23 protein-coding genes and 1 pseudogene are annotated in these 22,741 nt (G+C 38.3%); 11 read left to right on the top strand and 13 right to left on the bottom strand.

Going from position 1 to position 22,741, the window contains the following annotated elements:
- The first annotated feature begins 151 nt into the window (after nucleotides 1-151).
- The 7 genes from JOC86_RS13575 to mnhG are packed head-to-tail and all read left to right on the top strand — an operon-like array spanning nucleotide 152 to nucleotide 5,904.
- A complete protein-coding gene (locus JOC86_RS13575; protein WP_205173377.1) occupies nucleotides 152-2,548 on the top strand; it encodes a Na+/H+ antiporter subunit A in 2,397 nt (798 codons plus the stop codon).
- On the top strand, nucleotides 2,545-2,973 hold the full coding sequence (locus tag JOC86_RS13570) for a Na(+)/H(+) antiporter subunit B (protein ID WP_205173375.1): 429 nt from the start codon (nucleotides 2,545-2,547) through the stop codon (nucleotides 2,971-2,973). Before JOC86_RS13575 ends, JOC86_RS13570 begins: the two co-directional genes overlap by 4 nt.
- A complete protein-coding gene (locus tag JOC86_RS13565) occupies nucleotides 2,973-3,317 on the top strand; it encodes a Na(+)/H(+) antiporter subunit C (RefSeq protein WP_205173373.1) in 345 nt (114 codons plus the stop codon). The genes JOC86_RS13570 and JOC86_RS13565 overlap by 1 nt, the downstream gene beginning before the upstream one ends.
- Nucleotides 3,310-4,791 (top strand): Na+/H+ antiporter subunit D, encoded by a 1,482-nt coding sequence (locus JOC86_RS13560; protein ID WP_205173371.1) that lies wholly within the window; start codon nucleotides 3,310-3,312, stop codon nucleotides 4,789-4,791. Before JOC86_RS13565 ends, JOC86_RS13560 begins: the two co-directional genes overlap by 8 nt.
- Nucleotides 4,792-4,797: 6 nt before the next feature.
- Nucleotides 4,798-5,274, top strand: coding sequence for a Na+/H+ antiporter subunit E (locus JOC86_RS13555; protein WP_205173369.1), 477 nt, complete (start codon nucleotides 4,798-4,800; stop codon nucleotides 5,272-5,274).
- Entirely contained in the window at nucleotides 5,274-5,558 is a 285-nt protein-coding gene (locus JOC86_RS13550; RefSeq protein WP_205173367.1) for a Na(+)/H(+) antiporter subunit F1, read from the top strand. Before JOC86_RS13555 ends, JOC86_RS13550 begins: the two co-directional genes overlap by 1 nt.
- Nucleotides 5,542-5,904, top strand: coding sequence for a monovalent cation/H(+) antiporter subunit G (gene mnhG / locus JOC86_RS13545; RefSeq protein WP_205173366.1), 363 nt, complete (start codon nucleotides 5,542-5,544; stop codon nucleotides 5,902-5,904). The genes JOC86_RS13550 and mnhG overlap by 17 nt, the downstream gene beginning before the upstream one ends.
- Nucleotides 5,905-6,053: 149 nt before the next feature.
- On the opposite strand, the gene JOC86_RS13540 is transcribed toward mnhG, so the two are convergent.
- Together JOC86_RS13540 and JOC86_RS13530 are read right to left on the bottom strand one after the other, a co-directional pair.
- The gene (locus JOC86_RS13540) at nucleotides 6,054-6,419 is read right to left on the bottom strand and encodes a DUF2188 domain-containing protein (RefSeq protein WP_205173365.1); all 366 of its coding nucleotides are present in this window, start codon (nucleotides 6,417-6,419) and stop codon (nucleotides 6,054-6,056) included.
- A gap of 618 nt (nucleotides 6,420-7,037) precedes the next feature.
- A complete protein-coding gene (locus JOC86_RS13530) occupies nucleotides 7,038-7,421 on the bottom strand; it encodes a PaaI family thioesterase (RefSeq protein ID WP_205173364.1) in 384 nt (127 codons plus the stop codon).
- A gap of 284 nt (nucleotides 7,422-7,705) precedes the next feature.
- Here JOC86_RS13530 and JOC86_RS25385 point away from each other — a divergent pair, with 284 nt between their 5' ends.
- On the top strand, nucleotides 7,706-8,086 hold the full coding sequence (locus JOC86_RS25385; RefSeq protein ID WP_472925691.1) for a YuzC family spore coat inner layer protein: 381 nt from the start codon (nucleotides 7,706-7,708) through the stop codon (nucleotides 8,084-8,086).
- Nucleotides 8,087-8,568: 482 nt separating this feature from the next.
- Here JOC86_RS25385 and JOC86_RS13520 read toward each other — a convergent pair whose 3' ends face one another.
- Both JOC86_RS13520 and JOC86_RS13515 read right to left on the bottom strand, forming a co-directional pair.
- Entirely contained in the window at nucleotides 8,569-9,888 is a 1,320-nt protein-coding gene (locus tag JOC86_RS13520) for a Na+/H+ antiporter family protein (protein WP_205173362.1), read from the bottom strand.
- A 194-nt stretch (nucleotides 9,889-10,082) separates the two neighbouring features.
- Nucleotides 10,083-11,585: a leucyl aminopeptidase gene (locus JOC86_RS13515; protein WP_205173361.1), complete on the bottom strand. Its 1,503-nt coding sequence runs from the start codon at nucleotides 11,583-11,585 to the stop codon at nucleotides 10,083-10,085.
- A 148-nt stretch (nucleotides 11,586-11,733) separates the two neighbouring features.
- Here JOC86_RS13515 and JOC86_RS13510 point away from each other — a divergent pair, with 148 nt between their 5' ends.
- Both JOC86_RS13510 and JOC86_RS13505 read left to right on the top strand, forming a co-directional pair.
- Entirely contained in the window at nucleotides 11,734-12,213 is a 480-nt protein-coding gene (locus JOC86_RS13510) for a divergent PAP2 family protein (protein ID WP_205173360.1), read from the top strand.
- Between the two features lie 12 nt (nucleotides 12,214-12,225).
- Complete coding sequence (locus tag JOC86_RS13505) at nucleotides 12,226-13,026, top strand: cobalamin-binding protein (protein ID WP_205173357.1); 801 nt, start codon at nucleotides 12,226-12,228, stop codon at nucleotides 13,024-13,026.
- A 112-nt stretch (nucleotides 13,027-13,138) separates the two neighbouring features.
- Here JOC86_RS13505 and JOC86_RS13500 read toward each other — a convergent pair whose 3' ends face one another.
- The 5 genes and pseudogenes from JOC86_RS13500 to JOC86_RS13480 form a co-directional block, all read right to left on the bottom strand.
- Nucleotides 13,139-13,837: a 3D domain-containing protein gene (locus JOC86_RS13500; protein WP_205173355.1), complete on the bottom strand. Its 699-nt coding sequence runs from the start codon at nucleotides 13,835-13,837 to the stop codon at nucleotides 13,139-13,141.
- 198 nt (nucleotides 13,838-14,035) lie between these two features.
- Complete coding sequence (locus JOC86_RS13495) at nucleotides 14,036-14,359, bottom strand: YuiB family protein (RefSeq protein WP_205173354.1); 324 nt, start codon at nucleotides 14,357-14,359, stop codon at nucleotides 14,036-14,038.
- 577 nt (nucleotides 14,360-14,936) lie between these two features.
- Nucleotides 14,937-15,074: a YuiA family protein gene (locus JOC86_RS13490; protein ID WP_205173353.1), complete on the bottom strand. Its 138-nt coding sequence runs from the start codon at nucleotides 15,072-15,074 to the stop codon at nucleotides 14,937-14,939.
- A 163-nt stretch (nucleotides 15,075-15,237) separates the two neighbouring features.
- Nucleotides 15,238-15,724 (bottom strand): annotated as a pseudogene (locus JOC86_RS13485) (NUDIX domain-containing protein).
- A gap of 79 nt (nucleotides 15,725-15,803) precedes the next feature.
- The gene (locus JOC86_RS13480) at nucleotides 15,804-17,024 is read right to left on the bottom strand and encodes an NAD(P)/FAD-dependent oxidoreductase (RefSeq protein WP_205173352.1); all 1,221 of its coding nucleotides are present in this window, start codon (nucleotides 17,022-17,024) and stop codon (nucleotides 15,804-15,806) included.
- Between the two features lie 356 nt (nucleotides 17,025-17,380).
- Here JOC86_RS13480 and JOC86_RS13475 point away from each other — a divergent pair, with 356 nt between their 5' ends.
- Nucleotides 17,381-18,376: an NAD(P)/FAD-dependent oxidoreductase gene (locus tag JOC86_RS13475; protein WP_205173351.1), complete on the top strand. Its 996-nt coding sequence runs from the start codon at nucleotides 17,381-17,383 to the stop codon at nucleotides 18,374-18,376.
- A gap of 196 nt (nucleotides 18,377-18,572) precedes the next feature.
- Here JOC86_RS13475 and nagE read toward each other — a convergent pair whose 3' ends face one another.
- The 4 genes from nagE to nagA form a co-directional block, all read right to left on the bottom strand.
- Complete coding sequence (nagE, locus tag JOC86_RS13470; protein WP_205173350.1) at nucleotides 18,573-19,949, bottom strand: N-acetylglucosamine-specific PTS transporter subunit IIBC; 1,377 nt, start codon at nucleotides 19,947-19,949, stop codon at nucleotides 18,573-18,575.
- Between the two features lie 68 nt (nucleotides 19,950-20,017).
- Nucleotides 20,018-20,740 carry a GntR family transcriptional regulator gene (locus JOC86_RS13465; RefSeq protein WP_205173349.1) on the bottom strand — a complete coding sequence of 241 codons (723 nt, stop codon included), beginning with the start codon at nucleotides 20,738-20,740 and terminating at the stop codon, nucleotides 20,018-20,020.
- The gene (nagB, locus tag JOC86_RS13460; RefSeq protein ID WP_205173345.1) at nucleotides 20,737-21,492 is read right to left on the bottom strand and encodes a glucosamine-6-phosphate deaminase; all 756 of its coding nucleotides are present in this window, start codon (nucleotides 21,490-21,492) and stop codon (nucleotides 20,737-20,739) included. The genes JOC86_RS13465 and nagB overlap by 4 nt, the downstream gene beginning before the upstream one ends.
- Nucleotides 21,489-22,676: an N-acetylglucosamine-6-phosphate deacetylase gene (nagA, locus tag JOC86_RS13455; RefSeq protein ID WP_205173340.1), complete on the bottom strand. Its 1,188-nt coding sequence runs from the start codon at nucleotides 22,674-22,676 to the stop codon at nucleotides 21,489-21,491. The genes nagB and nagA overlap by 4 nt, the downstream gene beginning before the upstream one ends.
- Between the last annotated feature and the right edge of the window lie 65 nt (nucleotides 22,677-22,741).

The following is a 22,741-nucleotide window of genomic DNA, read 5'->3' as shown; positions in this document are numbered from 1 at the left end:
TTAGGTATTTTTCCGTATCTCTACATATTTAATATCATTTGTGGAATTAAGGAATACCGCGAACTCTAAGAAATGCAAGCGTCTTTTTTTTGCGTTATAATGCTTTTAGGTTAATTAGACAAGAAGGGCAAGTTCTAAAGGGGGGTATTTTTTGACATTATTACATTGGGCCATTATTTCACCATTTTTAATGGCGATCATTATACCGTTACTGTACAAGTTATTTAGAAAAATACATACTGGCTGGTTTGTACTTATTTTACCAGTAATTCTTTTTACTTATTTCTTTCAATTTATTTCAATCACTAGCGGTGGAAACACTATCAAAGAAACGGTTCAATGGATGCCTTCATTTGATATTAATTTCACTGCATATGTGGATGGTCTTGGTTTACTTTTTGCCCTATTGATTACCGGAATAGGCTCGCTCGTGGTCCTTTATTCGATCTATTATTTGAATAAGGATAAAGAGCAGCTCCATAATTTCTATGTCTATTTACTGATGTTCATGGGAGCCATGCTTGGAGTTGTACTATCCGATAATTTAATCGTGCTCTACATGTTCTGGGAGTTTACTTCGATTTCTTCTTTCTTACTAATTGGCTATTGGTACCATCGAGAGCGTTCTCGTTATGGCGCTCAAAAATCGATGCTTATGACTGTTTTTGGCGGACTTTCCATGCTTGGGGGATTCCTCCTTCTTTATGTTATGGGTGGAAGCTTTAGTATTCGGGAGATTGTCGGAATGGCGGGTGAATTATCTACTGATCCGCTATTTATTCCAGCATTGATCCTAGTTCTTTTAGGGGCTTTTACCAAATCTGCACAATTCCCATTTCATATTTGGTTACCAGATGCAATGGAAGCGCCTACTCCTGTCAGTGCCTATTTACACTCTGCCACAATGGTTAAAGCGGGTCTTTATCTTGTTGCGAGAATGAGTCCTGTGTTTGCTGATCAAGGTTTATGGCTATGGCTTGTAGGTGGTTTTGGAATTTTAACCCTTTTCTGGGGATCGTTCAATGCTGTTAAGCAAACAGATTTAAAGGGGATTCTTGCTTTTTCCACCGTTAGTCAGCTTGGGCTTATCATGTCTTTATTAGGGGTGGGAGCGGCTGCTCTTCACTACGATCACATTAATGATAATATCTTTCTCGTTGCAACACTTGCTGCCGTCTTTCATTTGATTAATCATGCAACGTTTAAAGGAAGTTTATTTATGGTAGTTGGGATTGTAGACCACGAAACAGGAACGAGAGATATTCGAAAGCTTGGCGGACTGATGAGCTTTATGCCGATAACGTTTACAATCGCGATCATCGGAGCGTTTTCGATGGCAGGTCTTCCTCCTTTTAATGGTTTCTTAAGTAAAGAGATGTTCTTTACTGGAATGGTGAATATCATGGAGGCAGATCTTTTCAACCTTCAAACATGGGGACTTCTTTTCCCTATTCTCGCATGGGTTGGAAGCGTATTTACATTTCTTTATAGCATGATCATCGTTTTTAAAACCTTTACGGGGAAACACCAGCCTGAGAAGCTTGAAAAGAAACCTCATGAAGCACCGATTGGAATGTTAATTTCTCCAATTATCCTTGCTTCGCTTGTTGTGATATTTGGTTTCTTCCCAAATATTCTTTCACACAGTGTCATTGAGCCAGCTGTTGCTGCCATTACACCAAGTCTAGCCAAGGAAGTAGAAGTCCATATCTCTTTTTGGCATGGGGTTGGACCAGAGTTATTTATGACATTAGGAGTTTTTCTTTTTGGAATTCTTTTATATGTTCTTCTACCGAAGTGGAAGCATATCTATACTTGGATTCCAGAGAAGCTAACACTAAATTCCTTCTACGATCGCGGAATCATTGCAGCAGAGCGTGGTTCTTCTCGCTTTACAAAGGGATATATGACGGGGTATATACGTAGTTACCTTGTTTATATTTTCTCATTCTTTATTGCCATTTTGCTATTTACAATGTGGTATAAAGGGGCATTCGCCATAAATACAGAATATGTAGCACCGATTGGAATTTACGAGATCGCTCTAGCGCTCATTTTAGTCATAAGTTCGGTAACCACTTTATTCGCTAAATCAAGATTAACTTCAATCATCGCACTTGGTGCAGCAGGATATACGGTTTCCTTATTCTTTGTATTATTTAGAGCACCAGACCTAGCATTAACACAGCTAGTGATTGAGACGGTATCTGTTGCCCTATTCTTATTATGTTTCTATCATCTTCCTCCTTTAAGTAGACATGAGGAAAGAATGTCATTCAAATTAGGAAATGCCCTTATCTCAATCGGTGTCGGTGTTGTCGTTACACTTGTGGCCATTTCTTCTTATAGTACAAAGCTGTTTGATTCAATTTCTAAGTACTATATTGAAAATGTTTATGATGAAGCTGGCGGTAAAAATATGGTCAACGTGATTCTAGTTGATTTCCGTGGGTTCGATACTTTATTTGAAATTTGTGTACTAGCTATTGCAGCTCTTGGAATCTTCTCCATGATTAAATTACGACTGACAAGGAGGAAAGAAGGATGAGAACAAGAACCAATGATTTGATCTTACAAACGATTACAACAGTAGTCGCGTTTATCATTATTTTATTTTCTCTCAGTCTTTTCTTTGCGGGTCATTATAACCCTGGAGGCGGATTCGTTGGAGGATTAATGACATCAGGGGCGATTGTGCTTTTGTTGCTTGCTTATGATATTAAAACCGTTGCAAGCATATTACCAATAGATTATAAAATATTAATTGCGGTTGGATTATTATTTGCTGTAGGTACAGGAGCAGGTGCTTTAATCTTTAATGTCCCTTTCCTTACTCATGCATATGACTATTTCTACTTACCGCTTCTAGGGAAAACGTCATTACACACTGCTGTACTATTTGATACTGGTGTGTATTTAGTAGTAATAGGTGTAACAATGACCATTATTCAAACGATAGGGGAGAGTGAATAATGGAGATATTAATGGCAATTGTAATCGGATTCCTATTTATGAGCGCTGTGTACCTGATGCTTTCTAAAAGCTTACTTCGAATTATCATTGGAACAGGATTACTCAGTCACGGAGCACATTTATTAATTTTATCTGTTAGTGGACTAAAGGATAAGGCTGCTGCACCACTTCTTGGAGAACACGCAAAGGACTATGTCGATCCATTACCTCAAGCATTAATCTTAACAGCCATTGTTATCAGTTTCGGGGTTACCGCGTTCTTTCTTGTTCTTGCTTATAGAGCTTATCAAGAGCTAGGAACGGATAATGTGGATCAAATGAGAGGAACGGAAGGAAATGAATAACTTACTTATCTTACCGATATTAATACCATTATTAACGGCCATTGTGTTAATGATGTTAAGTAAATATGTAAACGCCCAAAGAGTTTTGTCCGCTGTTTCTACAGTCGCGACGATTGCAGCCTCGATCGTGCTTATTCGAAAGGTCAGCGTTAATGGCATCCAAACTCTGAATTTAAGTAACTGGGAAGCACCTTTTGGAATTACCCTAGTTTCAGACATGCTCTCTGCTTTGTTAGTAACGACGACAAGTATCATTACATTCGTCGTCATCCTTTATTCATTTAAATCCATTGGGAGAGATCGGGAACGTTTTTACTATTACCCTGTTGTTCAATTTTTACTTGTTGGGGTTAATGGCGCCTTTACAACAGGAGACATTTTCAACTTGTTTGTATTCTTTGAGGTGATGCTGATGTCGTCCTATGTTCTTCTTGTATTAGGAGGAACGAAAGGACAATTGAGAGAGTCAATTAAATATATATTAGTGAATATTATCTCATCTGCATTATTTGTTATTACAGTAGCGTATTTATACTCAGTTGTCGGAACATTAAACATGGCAGATATTTCGATGAAAATTTCAGAAGTCGAACAACCAGCGATCCTTACGGTTATCGCCATTCTTTTCCTGCTTGTGTTTGGATTAAAAGGGGCTATTTTTCCTTTATACTTCTGGCTTCCTGGCTCTTATTTTGCTCCACCAACACCAATACTTGCTCTTTTCGGAGCACTGTTAACGAAGGTCGGTGTCTATTCTATAATGAGAACCTACACCCTCTTCTTTTATCATGATACAGGCTACACACATCAAATTCTAAGTGTACTGGCGATTATCACCATCGTTATGGGATGTATTGGTGCGTTAGCGTATTGGGACGTTAAGAAAATTATTATTTACAATATCATCATTGCTGTTGGAGTCATTTTATTCGGGGTTTCTGTCATGACTCCCGGTTCACTAGAAGGATCGGTTTATTATATTATTCATGACATGATCATTAAATCTGCTCTCTTCCTGCTTGTAGGGGTGATGGCCTTCATTGTTGGTACAAGTGACCTCAAAAAAATGGGAGGACTTATTAAAGATTACCCATGGCTTGGATGGACATTCTTTGTTGCCGCTCTTTCACTAGCAGGAATTCCCCCGTTAAGTGGCTTTATTGGGAAACTATTAATTGTTCGTGGAAGCTTTGAGGGTGAGGCTTATGTTGGAGCAGGAATCATTCTAGCGTCAAGTCTAGCAGTGTTGTATTCTGTTTTGAAAATTTTCCTGAACGGGATTTGGGGCAAACCGAAGGAATACAAAGTTACTTCTAAAGGAAACGTGAATTATTTATGGTTCACTTCTGCCATATTAGTTGGTTTGGCTGTTTGTTACGGCTTCGGAGCAGACGTCATTCGACCACTGATATCACAAGCGGCTGAAGTATTAGTAGATCCAAATATTTATATTCAAGCAGTCTTAAAGGAGTAATGTAGAATGGCTTTTCAACTATTATTGAACTTTTTTCTCGCCTTTATTTGGATGTTTTTGTCTGTGTCCTTTACATCCAAATCCTTTTTCATTGGGTTTCTTCTTGGATTGCTAATCATCTTTGCATTTAGAAGATTTTTTACAGGGCGATTTTATTTGCTGCGTGTTTGGGCGATTATCAGCCTGATTGTCTTATTTATAAAAGAATTGATTCTTGCCAATATTTCGGTTCTAATGGCGATTATCAGACCAAAGCTAGAAATAAAACCTGGAATTTTTGCCCTACCGACAGAATTAAAGTCTGACTGGGAAATTACCGTTTTGGCTAACCTAATCACTTTAACTCCTGGTACACTGGTTGTTGATATATCATTTGATAATAAAATTCTTTACATTCATTCCATTGACATGCCAGATGCAGATGAAGCGGTCAATGAAATAAAAAATACATTCGAGAAAGCCATTAAGGAGGTGAGTCGCTAATGCTAGAGATCATTATTCAAATTACACTAGTATGCGTCTCATTATCCATGCTTGGGTTTTTGTATAGGGTAATAAAAGGACCAACCACACCTGACCGGGTCGTGGCACTTGATGCGATTGGAATGGGTCTTGTCGCCATTATCGCGTTAATATCATTAATTCTCGATACCTTTGCCTTTCTAGATGTTATTCTATTAATTGGAATATTAGCTTTCATTGGAACCGTTGCCTTTTCGAAGTTTTTAGAGAAAGGGGAGATTATTGAACGTGAGCGTGATTATTAGTATTATTATCGGATTCCTACTCCTCTTTGGAGCTTTTCTAAGTCTTGTCACAGCGTTTGGTCTATTACGGCTTCCTGATGTATATACCCGAAATCATGCTGCATCAAAAGCAGCAACACTTGGGGTAATGTCGATATTATTAGGAACATTTTTGTACTTTTATAGTGAACACGGGCATTTTAACTCTAAGTTATTATTAGCGATTGTGTTTATTTTCATTACCGCTCCAGTAGCTGGTCATTTAATTTCAAGAGCGGCTTATCATTCGGGAGTCAAGCTCTGGGATAAGAGTGTTCAAGATGATTTAAAGCATAAGAAAGAATATGAAGAAAAAGCAAGATCATAAAGAGTTATAGAAATTTTCCTATTGGAAAAAGGCTGTCCCGAAGGGAGCGTCAGAATCACTACTTCACAATATAAGAACCTCTTCTTATATTGATGAACATTGTAGGCTTCGGACTCCTTTTAGAGGGACAGTCTTTTTTTCTACTCATTTTAAGCTTCATAAAGCCTTTTTTCTACCGATCCATCCTGACGATGAACCACTAGGATTCCTTCTTTTTTGTTAGCATACTGTTTTGCTTCCTCTAGAAGAATTTCCTTCGTATCTTCTACTAATATAGCTTGTTTCCCGTCCTCTTTGATTAATTGCCAGCCATTTTCATGAGTCTTAACATGATACTGTTTTTTATCCTTTTGTCCTTCTTTATTTTTCCTAGCCTGTTCAGTTGCAATGGCTATAACCCGTCCTTCTTCATAGCCTTCATCTAATAAGGCATTAGCAATTTCTATTGCTTTATTACGCACTTTAGTAGGAAGATTTTTAAATGAATTGGGGTAATCTGATTTCGTCCAGCTCATTTTAGTCTTCACTCCTTTCGTTTTTTAACTCATTCCCTTTTTTAGAATGAGTAAACATAAGAAAAGCTCCTTAAGCAAGCGCTGGAGTTAGAAACCTTTTCCCCCTTAAACACTCCAAAATATTCCCCTTTTATTTTTGAAGAATAAAAGGAATTCCTTTATGTCTTTTTATAAAAATAATGGCCACAATTATTTTCATGGATTCGTACGTATGTCCATGTAAAATCTATCTACAATATATAGATCATTGATTGTTATATCAAAATCTCGCGCTTGTATCTTATATGCATTTGAAGCTTTAAGGCGTTTAAATCATGTTGAAAGAAAATGTAACATTCCCTTTTATCATCATGATCAAATGCTTGAATGGCCTTTTCTTTTTCTTAGCAAGATAATTTTTTAAAGCTAAATACATGCAATAAAAATGAGCTAACGTTTATTTTTCTTTTTTGTGAAGGTCTAATGGTACCTGCAAATTTTAATTCCCATTGCTTTCTTAATTCGTCTCCCCTATCCTTGTATTCTTATATTATAACTGTACTAAAAAAGCAGTGAGACTTCTAAGAGGTCTCACTGCTTAAAATTATATCGATGACCATCTAAATCACTTAGTTATGGTTATTTTTTAGGAACGACGGCCATCGTGCAACGTGAAATACAAATTAATTGGTCTTCTTCGTCGGTGATCTTGATATCCCAAACCATAGTACTTTTCCCCTGATGAATAACCGTACCCGTTGCGGTAACGATCCCATCTCGCTTCGCCTTTATATGATTGGCATTGATTTCAAGGCCAAAGCAAATCTCTTTGTCTAAATCAATAAGATTTACCGCACCAACACTTGCAACCGTTTCTGCTAAGGCAACAGATGCTCCCCCATGCAAGAAACCAAATGGCTGTTTTGTATTTTCATTTACAGGCATCGTCGCGATTACCTTTCCTTTCCCTAATTCAACAAACTCCATTCCTAGCGTTTTAATTAATGTATCTTGATATTCCATCTCTCAAAGCCTCCTATAAATAACATCCACTCTATCACATTCGATAAAACAACCAAAAACCCTTCAAAAATCGTGTTATCTATAACACACTAAAGCACCGCGGGACGGTTCTCGAATGCGTTAAAGTATTAACGTATTCGAGAACCGTCCCGCGGTGAGGTAATGCTTTAGTGCGTTGATTGGTTGTCCTTTTTGTATTGTTCTTTTCTTTTGGTTGTTGGCATATATTTGTAAATAATCCGGATGGTGTTTTTGCCATTCATTTTTTATGGAAGGGGGCCATTATGTACCGCTATCATCCCTTTTTCTCTTATCGAAGACGATCGAACCCGTTACATCGAAACTCTGCTTGGAGGCATAGATACAGGCCATTCCCACCCGTTGAGACAAAGATATTTATTGATTCATCGAAAAGGATGTTACCTTTGATGGACGAAGCCAAAAAATTGGTCCAAAGGTTTTCAGGATCTAAAGAGTTAACTTATCAATTGATGGATGCCGCTCAGCAATCAAAAACAGAAGAAGTCAAACAATTAATTCGGACTACAGGCATTACTATTCAGCCAGAGGTTAGATTCACTCCTGATGGACTCCATCTTACATTTGAGGACAGATCCTCTCAAAATGACTGTTGCCACTTAGTAGTAAATTTACGCTGGAGCTGAATTTGGAAGGCTATTTTCTATTGGCCCATCTCTAAACTGATAATAATAAAAAACGAACTAAAGATCACATAGCGATACTCAAAAACGTCTATCACCAGGAACCACCAATAGGTTTTTTCCACTACAAAAGGGCGCCATTAAGCGCCCTTCTTGGTTTAGTAATAATATGGGTATGGATAATACGGGTATGGTGGATAGTAGTACGGGTATGGTCTTGGGTAGAATAACGTACTCGCTAATGCCCCCCCAAGAAATCCACCAATAAATGGTCCTCCGAAGAAAAACCGTCGTCTTCCGAACCCTCCGTAGCCACCAAATGGTATTCTAAAATCATTCATACAAGCTGTACCTCCTTCTCTTCTATAGGCCTTCCATACTTATTTATGCAAAAGCCGCTATGAAGGAGTGGGCATCTATCTCATGTTCTATAGACAAATTAGAAGCATAGTTTAAATGAAAGATTTCATCTATGGTTTGTACTTTTACAACATTACAGCCGCTAACCATCCAAACAAAATCAAAGGGATATTGTAGTGTAAAAAGGTTGGAACACATGTATCCCAAATGTGGTTATGCTGTCCATCTACGTTTAGCCCAGCTGTTGGTCCAAGTGTTGAATCTGACGCTGGTGATCCTGCATCCCCAAGAGCACCTGCTGTCCCTATGATAGCAATTGTGCCTAATGGGCTAAATCCTAATTCTAATGCTAGTGGAACAAAGATTGTAGCGATGATTGGAATCGTTGCAAAGGATGAGCCGATGCCCATCGTCACAAGCAGCCCTACTATTAGCATTAAAATGGCCGCTAGAGATTGGTTTCTTCCAATTAGACCTGCCGTCGCTTCTACAAGGGACTCCACATGCCCCGTCTCCTGAATGACTTTAGCAAAACCGGCTGCTGCGATCATAACAAATCCTATAAACGCCATCATTTTCATTCCATCGTTTAGCAATGTATCTGCCTCACTCCATTTAATGGAGCCGCTCACATATAATACTGTGATTCCTGCTAAAGCTCCGAAAATCATAGATTCAAAAGTTAATTGAACATAAAGGGCAGCAATAATGGAGAGAAAAGCAAATACGATTCCCTTTTTAGAATACTGGTTTGAAGACTCTTCTTTAGCTACGTAAGATAGATTTTGATAGCTTCTAGGTTTTCGATATGAAACAAAGATTGCTACTAATAAACCGATAACCATTCCCCCTACTGGAAGAAGCATGGCTTTTGGTATATCTGCCATATCAATTGCCATTCCACTAGCATCCATATTTTGAGCAATAATTTCATGGAACATGAACCCAAATCCATACGGTAATAAAATGTAAGGAGCGGTTAATCCAAAAGTCAACACAGATGCAATCATACGACGATCCATTTGTAATTCCGTCATCACTTTCAATAACGGCGGAATTAATATTGGAATAAACGCAATATGAATGGGGATAATATTTTGCGAAAAACAGGCTATTGATAAAAGAAATAAAACGATAAGTGCTTTAGACAAAGCCTTTCTTTGAGAGTCATTTCGCCCTCCAACAATTTTCAAAACAAATTCTACTAGTAGATTAGGAATCCCGGTATAAGAGATCGCCACTGCAAATCCTCCAAGTAAGGCATAGCTTAAGGCAATATTGGCTCCTCCACCAATTCCTTCTGAAAAAATAATCATCGTTTCTTTCATTCCTAATCCACCTGTAATGCCCCCTACTAAGGCTCCTGCTATAAGTGCAAACACCACATTCACACGGAATAGACTTAATAACAGCATCACAAGGACAGCAACAATGACTGCATTCATCTGTAAAGTTCCCCTCTCGTTGTAAGTAATATCTAAAAAAATCCTTTAATCCACTAAATTGGTAGAGTGTTAAAATACATTTTCCACTATAACAAAATAAAATTTATTTTGTCAATGCTTTATCTTGGTAAATTACTAAAGAGTGTCAATGAAATAAACAAGGTTAACCTGAGGTTAACCTTGTTTATCAGCTTCTATTCAACTATTTCAAAGCGTTCAACGAGTAAGGCAAGGGTGCGCGCCATAACCCCAGTTCCACCAGACGGACCAAGCTCATGGTCGGCTTTAGAAGTTGCCGTACCAGCAATATCCAGATGGACCCAAGGGGTGTTTTCAACAAATTCTCCAACAAACGCTCCCCCCATGATCGCATGACCTTCTCTTCCTGGAGAGTTATTCAAATCAGCTATCTTGCTGTTTCGGACACGCTTTTTATCATTGTCCGTATACGGAAGTCGCCAAATGAATTCACCAGCTTCAAATGATGATTCTAGAACCTGTTCGAAGAAAGTTTCATTATTCGTCATTGCTCCCGTTTTATCCGTTCCTAAAGCAACAATGACTCCGCCAGTTAATGTCGCCACATCTACAATATAATCGGCTCCATGATGCTTAGCATAGGATATACCGTCTGCAAGTGCTAAACGACCTTCTGCATCTGTGTTTAATACTTCAATCGTTTTTCCACTCATTGATGTAATCACGTCGTCTGGTTTAAAGGCAGCTCCACTCACCATGTTATCTGTAGAAGGGATGACTGCCACGACGTTTTGTTCAGGACGAAGCTCTCCAATAATCTCCATAGCGCCTAGAACTGCTGCAGCACCACCCATATCCGTCTTCATTCCTACGATGCCATCCTTTGGTTTTAAAGAGTATCCACCAGTATCAAAGGTGATCCCTTTTCCGACAAGTCCGATGACATCCTCCCATTGATCCTTTCCTTGATGTTTTAGAACGATCATCTTAGGGGGCTCTATAGATCCTTGATTGACGGCAAGAAGGGCGCCCATCCCCAATCTTTCCATATCCTCTTTATCTAGGATTTCTACTTCAAATTCATATTTTTTGGCTAACTCTAGTGCATATTCTGAAAGCTTTGTAGACGTCAGCATGTTCCCAGGCGTGTTGACAAGTGTTCGGGCTGAATTAACCCCTTTTCCATGGGCATATCCTACTTGAAGTGCTGCATGAGTTTCTTCTGGATCTTCTTTTGTAAGGGCGACAACCTCTTCTATACTAACTTCTGGCTCATTTGACTTCTTTTTATAACCATGAAACTCATAGGTAGCCATCGTAAATGATTCACTAAAAGCATGAGCAATATCGGATGCTAGTATGCTGTCTGTAACAAAAGTATCAACGGCAATGGAAACCGAAGTGACTTTCATTTTTTTTAATGTTTTTGCAGCTACCCCTAATGCTTCTCTGACAGTATCAAACGTTAAATTCTTTTCTTTTCCTAGTCCTACAAATAGGAGTCGTTTGGTTGGTAATTTTCCAAATGTATGTATTTTTGAAATCCCTTTAAGTTTAGATGAAAGATCTCCTTCCTTCACAAAATCCGTTAACATCCCATTTAAACTTTCATCAAGAGAAGTCAACTCACCAGTAAAGGTAGGCTTGTTAAATAAACCAACCACCACACAATCAGATGAACGATTATAAAATGCTTCATTTTTTACTGAAAATTTCATCCCTACACCTCCAATTAAATTATATCTAAAAAATGAAATTATTTCGACTATCTAATTAAGTTTATCAATAAGCTTTCAAAACTTTCTGTGTTATAATGGGAGCATTAACTTTTAGGAAAGTCATTTAGAAAGGATGTATACGTACAGCATGGATCTCTTCTTGAATTTCCCACTCTGGGCGGCACTAATCGCTATATTCTTTGCCCAATTCGTGAAAGTACCCATTCAGTTTATTGCGACCAGGCAGCTTGATTGGTCATTACTAACATCGACAGGTGGGATGCCAAGCTCCCACTCGGCTGCTGTAACGGCACTTGCAACAGGTGTTGCCTTAGAAACAAGTCTTGCATCACCTATATTTGCTATTGCAGCTGTTTTTGCTATTATCACTATGTTTGATGCAACAGGCGTTCGCAGACAAGCAGGGGAACAAGCGATTGTATTAAATCAACTTATGGGGGATTTCCAACGATTTGTTGAGGAAGCAAAGGGTTGGCAAAAGAAGGCGGAACAGGAAAAACAGAAAGAATTAAAAGAATTGTTAGGCCATAAGCCTATTGAGGTTTTTTTTGGTGGCCTTTCAGGAATCCTGCTTACTCTACTCCTTCACTATTTGATCCACACATAGGAGGCTTCACAAATGAGAATTGTTTCAATATGTCCAAGTAACACGGAAATTCTGGATTACTTAGATTTAACCCCCTCCATTGTAGGCGTAGATGATTATTCAGATTTCCCAGAAGAAATCACCCATCTTCCGAGACTCGGTCCAGACCTATCCATTGATATGGAAAAGGTAGAAAAGCTTGAACCCGACCTAGTCGTAGCCTCATTAAGTGTACCAGGAATGGAAAAGAATATCGAAGAACTAAAAAAGCGGAAATTGCCCTATATTGTGCTAAACCCACAGAGTTTTTCAGACATTGCGGATGATCTGTTGACAATAGGAAAAGCATGTGGAATACCTCAATATGCAGAAGAGAAGCAGCGGGAGTTTTACAATTTTATAGAGCTCTTAAAAGAAAGAGCTGAAAAAGTGACCACACCACCAACCCTTTATTGGGAATGGTGGCCAAAACCTGTTTTTACACCAGGGAAAATCAATTGGCTAACAGAATTAAGCTCCCTTGCAGGGGGTCATAATAGCTTTGAAGATGTAGAACTTGCTAGTGTTCAAACCGATTGGACAGACGTATATAACCGAAATCCTGATTACATATGTCTAGCATGGGTTGGTGTTCAAACACAGAAGGTTAACCCTAAAGTAGTAAAGAAAAGACCAGGATGGGACAGCTTGAAGGCTATTAAAGAGGATAAAATACTAATCCTTGAAGAGGCTTTGTATTGTCGGCCATCTCCACAATTACTTAAAGGAGCATTACAGCTGGGGAAGAAATTACATCCCTCGATTTATAATGATCTTGTATTCAAATCATCATGACTTTCTAATCATAATAGGCTGTCCCCAGAAGGCCTCAGGAACATCTTCTATATAAGATGTTCTTTAATATGGATGTAGTCGCCTTCGATTTGGGATCAGCCGCTTTTATCTATTATTCCTCTTCAGGAGAGATATATTGTTGTCTAAAGACCTGCATTTCTTCATTTTCATTTAAAGCAATCAAATCTTCTTCAGTTAAAGTTCCATTCCCTTTTTGAATCACGAACACTTCAAGGGTTTTCTTTCCCCATTCGTTAAACACATCATCAACCGTCTTATAGTATAGATCAAGCTCGTTTCCATTGATGGCGCTACCTTTATCTGCGACCACTCCAAAACCGTATCCTGGTATAAAAAGAATCGTACCAATAGGATAAACGTCTAAGTCTGCCGCAATGGTTGAATAAAGATCACGTTTTACTTTTACCCCCGAATATGTAATTCCATACCCTGGATGTCCTGGGCTTTTTCCTGTGGATTCTATCCCAGCCGTATACCCCGTTGCAACTACCGTATCTTTTTCGTATTGTGTCCAATCAATCGAATCTATTAAGGTTAATGGCTCATTTGTAACGGCTTCTGCAGAAGAAATTTGTGTTTTTCCTTGTGCAAATCGCTTTAATACTTTAAATGTAAGCGAAACTGGCTTCATAGCATGCTCCTCTACATTTTCACCATTATGAGTTTCTAATAACCATTTCGGCAATGAGCTTGCTTTTACTCCAGTGATAGATTGGAATGTTGCTGATAGTGCCAGAACGACAAGAATAGTCATCAACCATCGTTTGGACCATGTTTTAAGAAATTTCATCATTTCACTCCTCCCAAATCTATTACTTTCCTAACTTGAGAAGAAATATTCATAAATTATTATTAAAGAGTCGAAATGTTCTAAATACTTAATGGTGTTTTTATGTTAATTCCATTGTATAAGCCTTACATTACGGTGGATAGACACGTATTCTGAACACAAAAAAAGACCTCCTTTAATAACAGGAAGTCTAACTAATTAAAACATTCTATAGCCTTTTTTTCGTAAGGTTTTCATGGTCACTCCAGAAAGAATGGCTCCTGCCAGTCCACTTGCCAAAATTAATATATCTGCAACCGTTAAAGAAGCCAATTTTACACCCAAACTAGAAAAAGCTTCTTGTGAATCACGGAAGTATTCGATAAAACGTACTTCATCTACAATAAGAATCGTTATTATAGGGTAAATAAATGCCATAATCCATGTCATTCTAAGTAACATATTCAACAAAAAGCCAATACCGAAAAACAACACTAAAAACAATAGCATTGAAATGATGATCACGGGGAGACCCATCTGCATCGTCCTGCACCTCCATACACACTAAAGACAAGTGTACTAAAATCATGGGACGAACGTCAATAAAGTAGAAAATTCTTCACAAATTCACCACAATTACTAGATAAGCGGAAGCGCTTTGAACAGGCCTGACAAGCATAAGACGAGTCACCTAGAAAGGGTGCCTTTTCCCTTTCTAGGTGGCTTGGCTTATGTCTCGAAGGCCTAGGCGCTGGAGCTGGACACTAGAAAAGCGGAAGCGCCTTGAACAGGCCTGACAAGCATAAGGCGGGTCACCTAGGAAGGGGAATTTTTTCTTACTAGGTGACTCGTTTTATGATGTCATTTCAGGAATCGCATAGTTTCACGTCTATAAAGCACTCTTTTAATGCCCTTGTTTCAGCTTTTTCACAGTTTCACGGTATCAAACACCCCTTTTTATACCATCATTTCGTCTTTCTCACTGTTTCACGGTTTCATAATTCTTTTTAGGACTTGAGAACCTACGCGCTGGAGTTAGACAAAGAAAAACAGAAGCACCTCAAACCGCACAAAAAAATAGAGAGACTGACCAATGACGGCCAATCCCTCTCTATCTTAATTATGATGATTGATTTGTATTTTTTCCGCTTCCGCAGCAACAAGGACAAGTCTCAGAGCCGCCAAGAACGAGTTGGAAGTAACCTTTCCCAGAGCAGTATTCACATTTCTTTGTTTGTGTTTCGAGTGTAGTTCTCATCGTTCTATCCCTCTCCTTTTCTGAAGTATTTATTTAATTTTCTGATAATATATCACCTTTTAAATAAATAAGAAAGGGACAAAAATGACAATCTCCCCTCAAGAAAACGCATACAAACTGTCATTTCTCTTTAAATCTCGTTATTTCTAAAAATTTCAGAATATTATAAAAACAATTTGTAATTCGTGTAGCCAAAATGATTTCCAGGGTTAATTCCTTCTAGACCGCTTTTTATAGAACTTAAATCAAACTTAATCATCTCTCGAATCATGACAGAAGTAGAAGGATCGCGCTTTAAGACGTCCGTGCTTATCCATTGTACCTCGGAAAGCTCTTTTTCTTGAACAATAATAGCTTCGTTTTCATCCTTTGAGGCATAAAGTGAAGATAATCATATTGTCACTGATTTTATTTTTAATCACACCTGTTCTTAGACCAAATACGCCTATTACATCACTTGAAAGTCCAGTTTCTTCTTTTACTTCTCTTACAACTGCCTCGTCTAGAGTCTCACCTTCCTGAACAAACCCAGCTGGAATCGACCACATTCCTTTAAGACCACTGTATTTTTTCTTAACAACCAGCCACCTTCCCTTTGAATCAACAATCAGCCCTGCGACAGCAATCCAAATATTCCCTCTTGACATCAACCTCTCTCCTATTCTAAAAAAAAGGGTGACTTCTAAGGCGTATTGCCTTATCTGTCTAACCCTTTAGTAATATTAAATTTTAGAAGAATTTAAATTTACCTTTTTTGAATACGAGTGATGTTCCACCGATCATATGAAGGGCACGGTTATCAACCACTTTCTTCATAAAGGAAGCTTTTGTACCCATAAGCTTTTTACCGTATACAAGACCAATGGCATCGTCTTCTCCTAATGAACAAACAGTCCCTTTAATATCTGGAGTGAAAGCCGTTAGTCCTTCATCATTTCCTTTTAACAGAGAAATAATATTGTTTGCACATACTTCCCCTTGCTGCATAGCAATCTGAGCAGTTGGAGGGTATGGACGATCAATTTCTTCATTAATCATTAATGAACAGTCACCAATGATGAAAATATTATCATGACCTGGAGCCCTTAAATCCTTTTCGACTTTAACACGAGCTCTCATGTTTTCGATTCCAGCCTTTTCAATGACTGGGTTTCCACGAACACCAGCGGCCCAAACAATTGTGCCAGCCTTGATTTCTTCTACTTCATCCTCCCCCTTAGAGATGATGACAGAATCAGCTTTTGCTTCTTTAAGCGGAGTTCCGATACTGAACTCAATTCCTTTTTTCTCTAATTTCGCTCTAGCATACTTAACTAGTTCTGGATCAAATCCTGGTAGAATCATTGGAGCCGCTTCTACACAGACAATACGTACTTTCTTAGGATCAACATCATACTCTTTGCAAAGCTCTGGAACACGGTTTCCAAGCTCACCAAGGAATTCAATTCCAGTGAATCCGGCACCACCGACTATAATCGTTAATCGCTCATCCTTTTTCTCTTCTTCATTCTTATAAGTAGCGAATTGATATTCAATATGTTCACGAATTTGACGAGCAGAATTAATATTAGCAATCATGAAAGCGTGTTCATGCAAGCCTTTAATTCCGAACGTCTCAGATACAGCACCAAGTGCGATGACTAAATAATCATACTCAACTTCGCCTTCACTCGTGAAGACTTTCTTTTCTTCTGTTTTAATATCTTCAACAGTTGCTTGTACAAAATTTACTTTGCTGCGATTAATGACTTCGCTAATATCATAACGAACTCGATCATGATGTAGAGTACCAGCAGAAGCTTCATGTAACCAAGTTGTTTCATAATGGTAATCGTTTTTATTAATTAAAACGATATCTGCTTCATCGTGACTCAATTGTTTTTGAAGACGTGTAACTGTCATCAATCCACCGTATCCTGCACCTAATACGACAATCTTTGGCTTTCTCAAGAGACATCCACCTTTACAGTATATTTGCGATGTAGTTAACCTTATTTTCAACCGCATATAAAAATTTTATTAATAAGAAATAAAGTATGTGACGAATTTCACGAACTACCACAAAAAAGTTGCGAAAAATGTCATAAAATCTTAATATTATGCCTATATTACATATTATTCTTTTTACATTCCTTTTTCAAGATGTTCTAATGAAATAATCAAACTTAAGAATATTAAGAAAATAAAATTGGATTTACCTGATAATTCGTAATTATTTATTCGTTTTATGCGTTTTATGTGAGGCACCTAAGCTTAGTATGTTAAAATTGAATAGATCGTTGTTGAAAAGCATTGGAGGGATTATGTTGAAAGAAGATCAGAAGGTTTATGATATTACTATTATTGGTGGAGGTCCTACCGGGCTGTTCACTGCTTTTTACGGTGGAATGAGAAAAGCAAGCGTAAAAATCATAGAAAGTCTTCCACAACTTGGTGGTCAATTAGCAACATTATATCCTGAAAAATATATTTATGACGTGGCAGGTTTTCCTAAAGTAAAAGCACAGGAGCTGGTAGACAACTTAAAGGAACAAATGGCTAAATTTGAACCTACCGTCAGTCTTGATCAAGCCGTTGAACAAGTGGAAAGACAAGCTGACAGTGTGTTCAAGTTAACAACAGATAAGGAAATTCATTATTCTAAGACCATTATTATTACAGCTGGAAATGGTGCTTTCCAACCAAGGAGATTAGAGCTGGAGAATGCCTCTACATATGAAGGGAAAAACATGCACTATTTTATTGATAATTTAAATTACTTTAAAGATAAAAAAGTAGTGATTTGTGGTGGCGGTGATTCTGCTGTCGATTGGGCATTGATGCTTGAGCCTATCGCAGAAAAGGTCAGTCTAGTTCATAGAAGGGACAAGTTCCGTGCCCATGAACATAGTGTTGAAAACCTTCATAAATCCTCTGTAGAAATCAAAACACCATTTGTACCGAATGAATTAATTGGGGATGGGGAAAGAATCTCTCAATTGGTGCTTGAGGAAGTCCGTGGTGAAGCAAGGGAAGTACTTGATGTCGATGAGCTTATCGTCAACTTTGGTTTCGTCTCCTCTCTAGGACCTATTAAAGATTGGGAACTCGAGATTGAGAAGAACTCCATTGTTGTAAATTCCAAAATGGAAACCAATATTCCTGGCATTTATGCTGCAGGCGATATCTGCACGTATGAAGGGAAAGTGAAACTTATTGCCTGTGGATTCGGTGAAGCACCTACAGCAGTAAACAATGCTAAAGCTTACATGGATCCAAATGCACGCTTACAACCAATGCATAGTACTTCTATGTTTAGCTAGACCCGAAATCGAACAGCTCCGACAAGCATAAGGCGAGCCACCAAGAAAGAGTGTCTTTTTCCTTTCATGGTGGCTTGACTTATGTCTCGAGTACCTAGGCGCTGGAGCTGGACACATAGAAAAGTGGAAGCGCCTCGAACAGCCCCGACAAGTATAAAAAAAAGACCCCCCGCAAAAACGAGGTGTCTCCATTTAGCTATTGTTTCTTCATTGCATCTGCAACGAACTCTACATTCGTACCAACTACGACTTGAAGGTCTGTTTGATTTAATTTAATGACCCCTTTTGCTCCCGATTTCTTTAGAGCGGCTTCATCTACTTTTGACATATCTTTTACTTTTAGACGTAGTCGTGTAACACAGTTATCAATCGTATATAAATTATCTTTTCCACCTAATGCAGATAGATAGCGCTCGGCTGTTTGATCATATCCATCTGAGCCTGCACTTGAATCTGAATCCTCATCTTCCACATCATCTTCTCGACCTGGTGTTTTAAGATCTAGTTTCTTAATCAAGAAGTAGAAGATAACAAAATAGATGACAGCGTAGATTAAACCAACTACTATTAATATCAGCGGTTTAGTTGCTATTCCAAAATTCAAAATGTAATCAAGTGCCCCCGCTGAAAATCCAAACCCATGAAGGATCCCGAGAGTATTAACGACAGCAAATGATATTCCTGTTAAGATCGCATGGATAACATATAACAATGGAGATAAGAACATGAACGAAAATTCAATTGGCTCAGTAATACCTGTTAAGAAAGATGTAAAAGCTAAACCGATAAGTGCCCCTGATATTTGTTTCCTTTTATCTGGCTTTGCCGCTGCAATTATAGCTAATGCAGCTCCTGGAAGACCGAACATCATGATTGGGAAGAAACCAGCCATAAAGATTCCGGCATTCGGGTCCCCAGCAAAGAAGCGATGAAGGTCACCTTTTACAATTTCTCCAGCTGCATTTGTAAACTCTCCAAATTCAAACCAAACAAGTGTATTTAATACATGGTGAAGGCCAATCGGAATAAGCATTCTGTTTAAGAAACCGAATACTCCAACCCCAAAAGCACCTGCATCAACAATCCACTGTCCTACAGCATTAATTCCATCTTGAATCGGAGGCCAAACATACCCAAAAATTCCTGCGAGAATGAGCATACTTAAGGAGGTAATAATGGGAACAAATCGTCTACCACCGAAAAATCCTAGCCAATCAGGTAATTTAATTTCTGAATAACGATTATATAAGAGCCCTGCTACAATACCTGATAAGATCCCACCTAATACACCCATATTAATTTCTTCATTAATGGCTTGTGCACCATTTGTTAAAACAAAAAACCCTATTGCACCTGCAAGAGCTGCTGCACCATTCCCATCTTTAGATAAACCGATTGCCACTCCAATCGCAAATAATAAAGCTAAATTGGCGAAAATAGCGTCTCCTGCCTTTGCCATAAATGGTATCCCCAACAAATCGTCTTGCCCTAAGCGTAAAAGCAATGCCGCTGCTGGCATTACCGCAATCGGAAGCATAAGTGATTTACCGATTTTCTGTAAAAAACCTAACATATTTTGTAACCCCTTTCATTTCAATTGTTATTATAGAAAGCAATGATTTTGATTGCCTTTTCCAAAAATTAACGATCCAATTCAATCGTAAACTTATAACGATCCCCTCTATAAACGGATTTTACATATTCAAGAGGGATACCATTTTCAAGAAAACTCGTTCTTTCAATGAGAAGTACGGGAGCCCCTTCTGTTATTTGTAAAATCTCCCCTTCTACTTTACGGGCATTTGAAGCTTCCAGTGTTTGAGTAGCATTCTTGATTCTCAACCCTACTGAATGCTCAATATATTGATAAAAAGATCCCATTGCTGTCTCCATTGTTAAACCTGGAACAAGTGAAGTACTTATATAAAGGGTTTCATAAGCCATTGGAAGTTGATCCGCAAGTCTTACCCTTTTTAATTCATAAACCTCACTTCCTTCAGTGACCTTTAATGCATCTATCATTTCTGAATGGGCTTTGATCTTTTTAAAATCAATAATTTCAGTTGCAGGCTCCATATTCCTCGCTCGCATATCTTCAGAAAAACTAGTTAAACCCTTTAATGTCTGTTCAATTTTTTGAGAGGCAACAAAGGTTCCTTTGCCTCTCATTCTAGTCAAGTACCCATCGTTCACTAAATTGTTTATCGCCTGTCTAACGGTCATTCTACTTACCTCAAACATTTCAGCATACTCCCTTTCTGAAGGGAGAGTGTCTCCTTGAGTAAGGTGACCATTTTCAATCATGTCTTTAATCCCTTTTTCCAACTGGTAATAAATAGGGATTGGAGACTGTTTATCGATCATAATGAGAACACCTCTTTTTGCTCTCTTTTTAATAATGATAGAGCTTCTTCATCTGCAATAATGGTAACATCAGCATGATTTTTCAGAACGGAAGAAGGATTGTCATTATGAATCTGTTCGTTAATTAGTCTGCTAATAGCTTCAGCTTTACTTTCTCCTGACACCAGCAATAGGATTTTTTTACTCTTCATGATTGTGGCAATTCCCATAGTAATAGCTTGGGTTGGTACTTCCTCAATACTCTCAAAGTAACGAGCATTTGCCTTTCGTGTAGACTCAGTCAAATTCACTATATGGGTTACAGAATCAAAAGAGGCTCCTGGTTCATTAAAGCCAATATGTCCATTTTGACCAATTCCTAATAACTGAAGATCAATACCTCCAGAATCTTTTATTAGCTGTTCATATCGCTGGCATTCCTCTTGGAGATTATCTGCCATCCCATCAGGTAAATAGCTGTGATCTTCTGGAAGGTTAATATGACGAAAAAGTTGCTTATCCATATAACTGTGATAGCTGTTTGAGTCTGACGGCTGCATCCCTACATATTCATCTAGATTAAAGGTATGAACCTCGCTATAGCTTGTGTTGGATTGTTTGAAATCTTCCACTATTCGGTCATAGGTTCCGATGACCGTTCCACCTGTTGCAAGGCCAAGTACTGAATTCCTTTTTGATTGTACTTGTTGAATCATAAATGCTGCCGCCTTTTCACTCATTTCCTCGTAATTTTTTGCTTGGATTAACTTCATGAAGTGGTCTCCTTTTCCCTAGAATACGATAATTTCCCACGGCAAAATGTTTTCATAATATTATGTTCTTCATCTAGAAGGACTAAATCTGCATCTTTACCTGCTTTAATACTTCCTTTACGGTCAAAAACCGATAACTGTTTAGCTGGATTAACTGAAGTCATTTGAATAATATCTTCTAGGTCACATTGAGTAAAAGACATCATATTTTTTACTGCGTCTTTCATCTTTAAAATGCTCCCTGCCAATGTGCCATTTTCTAATGTTGCTCGGTCCTCGTCTACATTTACTTCCTGGCCGCCTAAATCATATGTTCCTTTTCCTAAGCATTTAGCTCTCATACTATCCGTAATGAGGATTACTCCATCACTGCTTTTATTCATGTAGGCAAACTTCACCATTTCAGGACTGATATGAATTCCATCCACAATCATTTCGCATTTCACTTCTGGATGCATTAATACCCCACCAGCAACACCAATTTCTCGATGATGAATCCCTCTCATTCCATTGAATAAATGGGTAGCATGGGTGACTCCTGCTTTAATGGCTTCTTTAACATCAGAGTAAACGGCATCCGTATGTCCAATAGATGCAACTACACCATGTTCCTTTAAATAAGAAACAAACTCTAAGCCACCATCTACTTCAGGAGCAACTGTGACTAGTTTTATATTTCCACCAGATAAATCCTGCCACTCTTTAAATAATGAAATACTTGGTTCAATAATATGGTCTGGATGCTGTGCACCTGCTCTTTTAGGAGATATAAACGGCCCCTCCAAATGGATCCCAATGGCTTCTGCACGATGAGATTGTTCCTCTTTCATATAATGAGACAAATTCACTAAAGCATTCTCAATGCTTTCCTTAGATGTCGTCATGGTAGTTGGAAGAAAACTCGTTGTCCCCTCCTTTGGTAATGCTTCGGCTATTGTTTTAATCGCTTCTGGGGTGCTATCCATTGCATCTGCTCCATCAGCACCATGTATATGAAGGTCAATCATTCCTGGGATTAAGCTCATTGATGGAGTTGCTCGGACTTCATCAACTGGCTCTGAAATCGATAATTCTTTCATTTCTCCGACTTCAATAATGGATGTCCCGTCAAGTAAGACATAGCCTTCATCAATTGTTCTATTTTCAGCGTATACTCTAATATTTGAAATAAGTGTTTTCATCATTAACCCTCTTTCTGTTAACGCTTTCCCTATTAAAATAACATCTTATCATCTAGTTGTCTATACCA

The sequence above is a fragment of the Rossellomorea pakistanensis genome (genome assembly GCF_016908495.1).
GTDB classification, from domain to species: domain Bacteria; phylum Bacillota; class Bacilli; order Bacillales; family Bacillaceae_B; genus Rossellomorea; species Rossellomorea pakistanensis.
The sequence above is the reverse complement of the archived record's forward strand: the minus strand, read 5'-3'. Positions and strand labels throughout refer to the sequence as shown.

What these genes read in the sequence shown, in the direction of transcription:
- JOC86_RS13570 (WP_205173375.1), top strand. Translation starts at nt 2,545, where the DNA reads ATGAGAACAAGAACCAATGATTTGATCTTACAAACGATTACAACAGTA.
- JOC86_RS13565 (WP_205173373.1), top strand. Translation starts at nt 2,973, where the DNA reads ATGGAGATATTAATGGCAATTGTAATCGGATTCCTATTTATGAGCGCT.
- JOC86_RS13560 (WP_205173371.1), top strand. Translation starts at nt 3,310, where the DNA reads ATGAATAACTTACTTATCTTACCGATATTAATACCATTATTAACGGCC.
- JOC86_RS13555 (WP_205173369.1), top strand. Translation starts at nt 4,798, where the DNA reads ATGGCTTTTCAACTATTATTGAACTTTTTTCTCGCCTTTATTTGGATG.
- JOC86_RS13550 (WP_205173367.1), top strand. Translation starts at nt 5,274, where the DNA reads ATGCTAGAGATCATTATTCAAATTACACTAGTATGCGTCTCATTATCC.
- JOC86_RS13540 (WP_205173365.1), bottom strand. Translation starts at nt 6,419, where the DNA reads ATGAGCTGGACGAAATCAGATTACCCCAATTCATTTAAAAATCTTCCT.
- JOC86_RS13530 (WP_205173364.1), bottom strand. Translation starts at nt 7,421, where the DNA reads ATGGAATATCAAGATACATTAATTAAAACGCTAGGAATGGAGTTTGTT.
- JOC86_RS25385 (WP_472925691.1), top strand. Translation starts at nt 7,706, where the DNA reads ATGTACCGCTATCATCCCTTTTTCTCTTATCGAAGACGATCGAACCCG.
- JOC86_RS13520 (WP_205173362.1), bottom strand. Translation starts at nt 9,888, where the DNA reads ATGAATGCAGTCATTGTTGCTGTCCTTGTGATGCTGTTATTAAGTCTA.
- JOC86_RS13515 (WP_205173361.1), bottom strand. Translation starts at nt 11,585, where the DNA reads ATGAAATTTTCAGTAAAAAATGAAGCATTTTATAATCGTTCATCTGAT.
- JOC86_RS13510 (WP_205173360.1), top strand. Translation starts at nt 11,734, where the DNA reads ATGGATCTCTTCTTGAATTTCCCACTCTGGGCGGCACTAATCGCTATA.
- JOC86_RS13505 (WP_205173357.1), top strand. Translation starts at nt 12,226, where the DNA reads ATGAGAATTGTTTCAATATGTCCAAGTAACACGGAAATTCTGGATTAC.
- JOC86_RS13500 (WP_205173355.1), bottom strand. Translation starts at nt 13,837, where the DNA reads ATGAAATTTCTTAAAACATGGTCCAAACGATGGTTGATGACTATTCTT.
- JOC86_RS13495 (WP_205173354.1), bottom strand. Translation starts at nt 14,359, where the DNA reads ATGCAGATGGGTCTCCCCGTGATCATCATTTCAATGCTATTGTTTTTA.
- JOC86_RS13490 (WP_205173353.1), bottom strand. Translation starts at nt 15,074, where the DNA reads ATGAGAACTACACTCGAAACACAAACAAAGAAATGTGAATACTGCTCT.
- nagE (WP_205173350.1), bottom strand. Translation starts at nt 19,949, where the DNA reads ATGTTAGGTTTTTTACAGAAAATCGGTAAATCACTTATGCTTCCGATT.
- JOC86_RS13465 (WP_205173349.1), bottom strand. Translation starts at nt 20,740, where the DNA reads ATGATCGATAAACAGTCTCCAATCCCTATTTATTACCAGTTGGAAAAA.
- nagB (WP_205173345.1), bottom strand. Translation starts at nt 21,492, where the DNA reads ATGAAGTTAATCCAAGCAAAAAATTACGAGGAAATGAGTGAAAAGGCG.
- nagA (WP_205173340.1), bottom strand. Translation starts at nt 22,676, where the DNA reads ATGATGAAAACACTTATTTCAAATATTAGAGTATACGCTGAAAATAGA.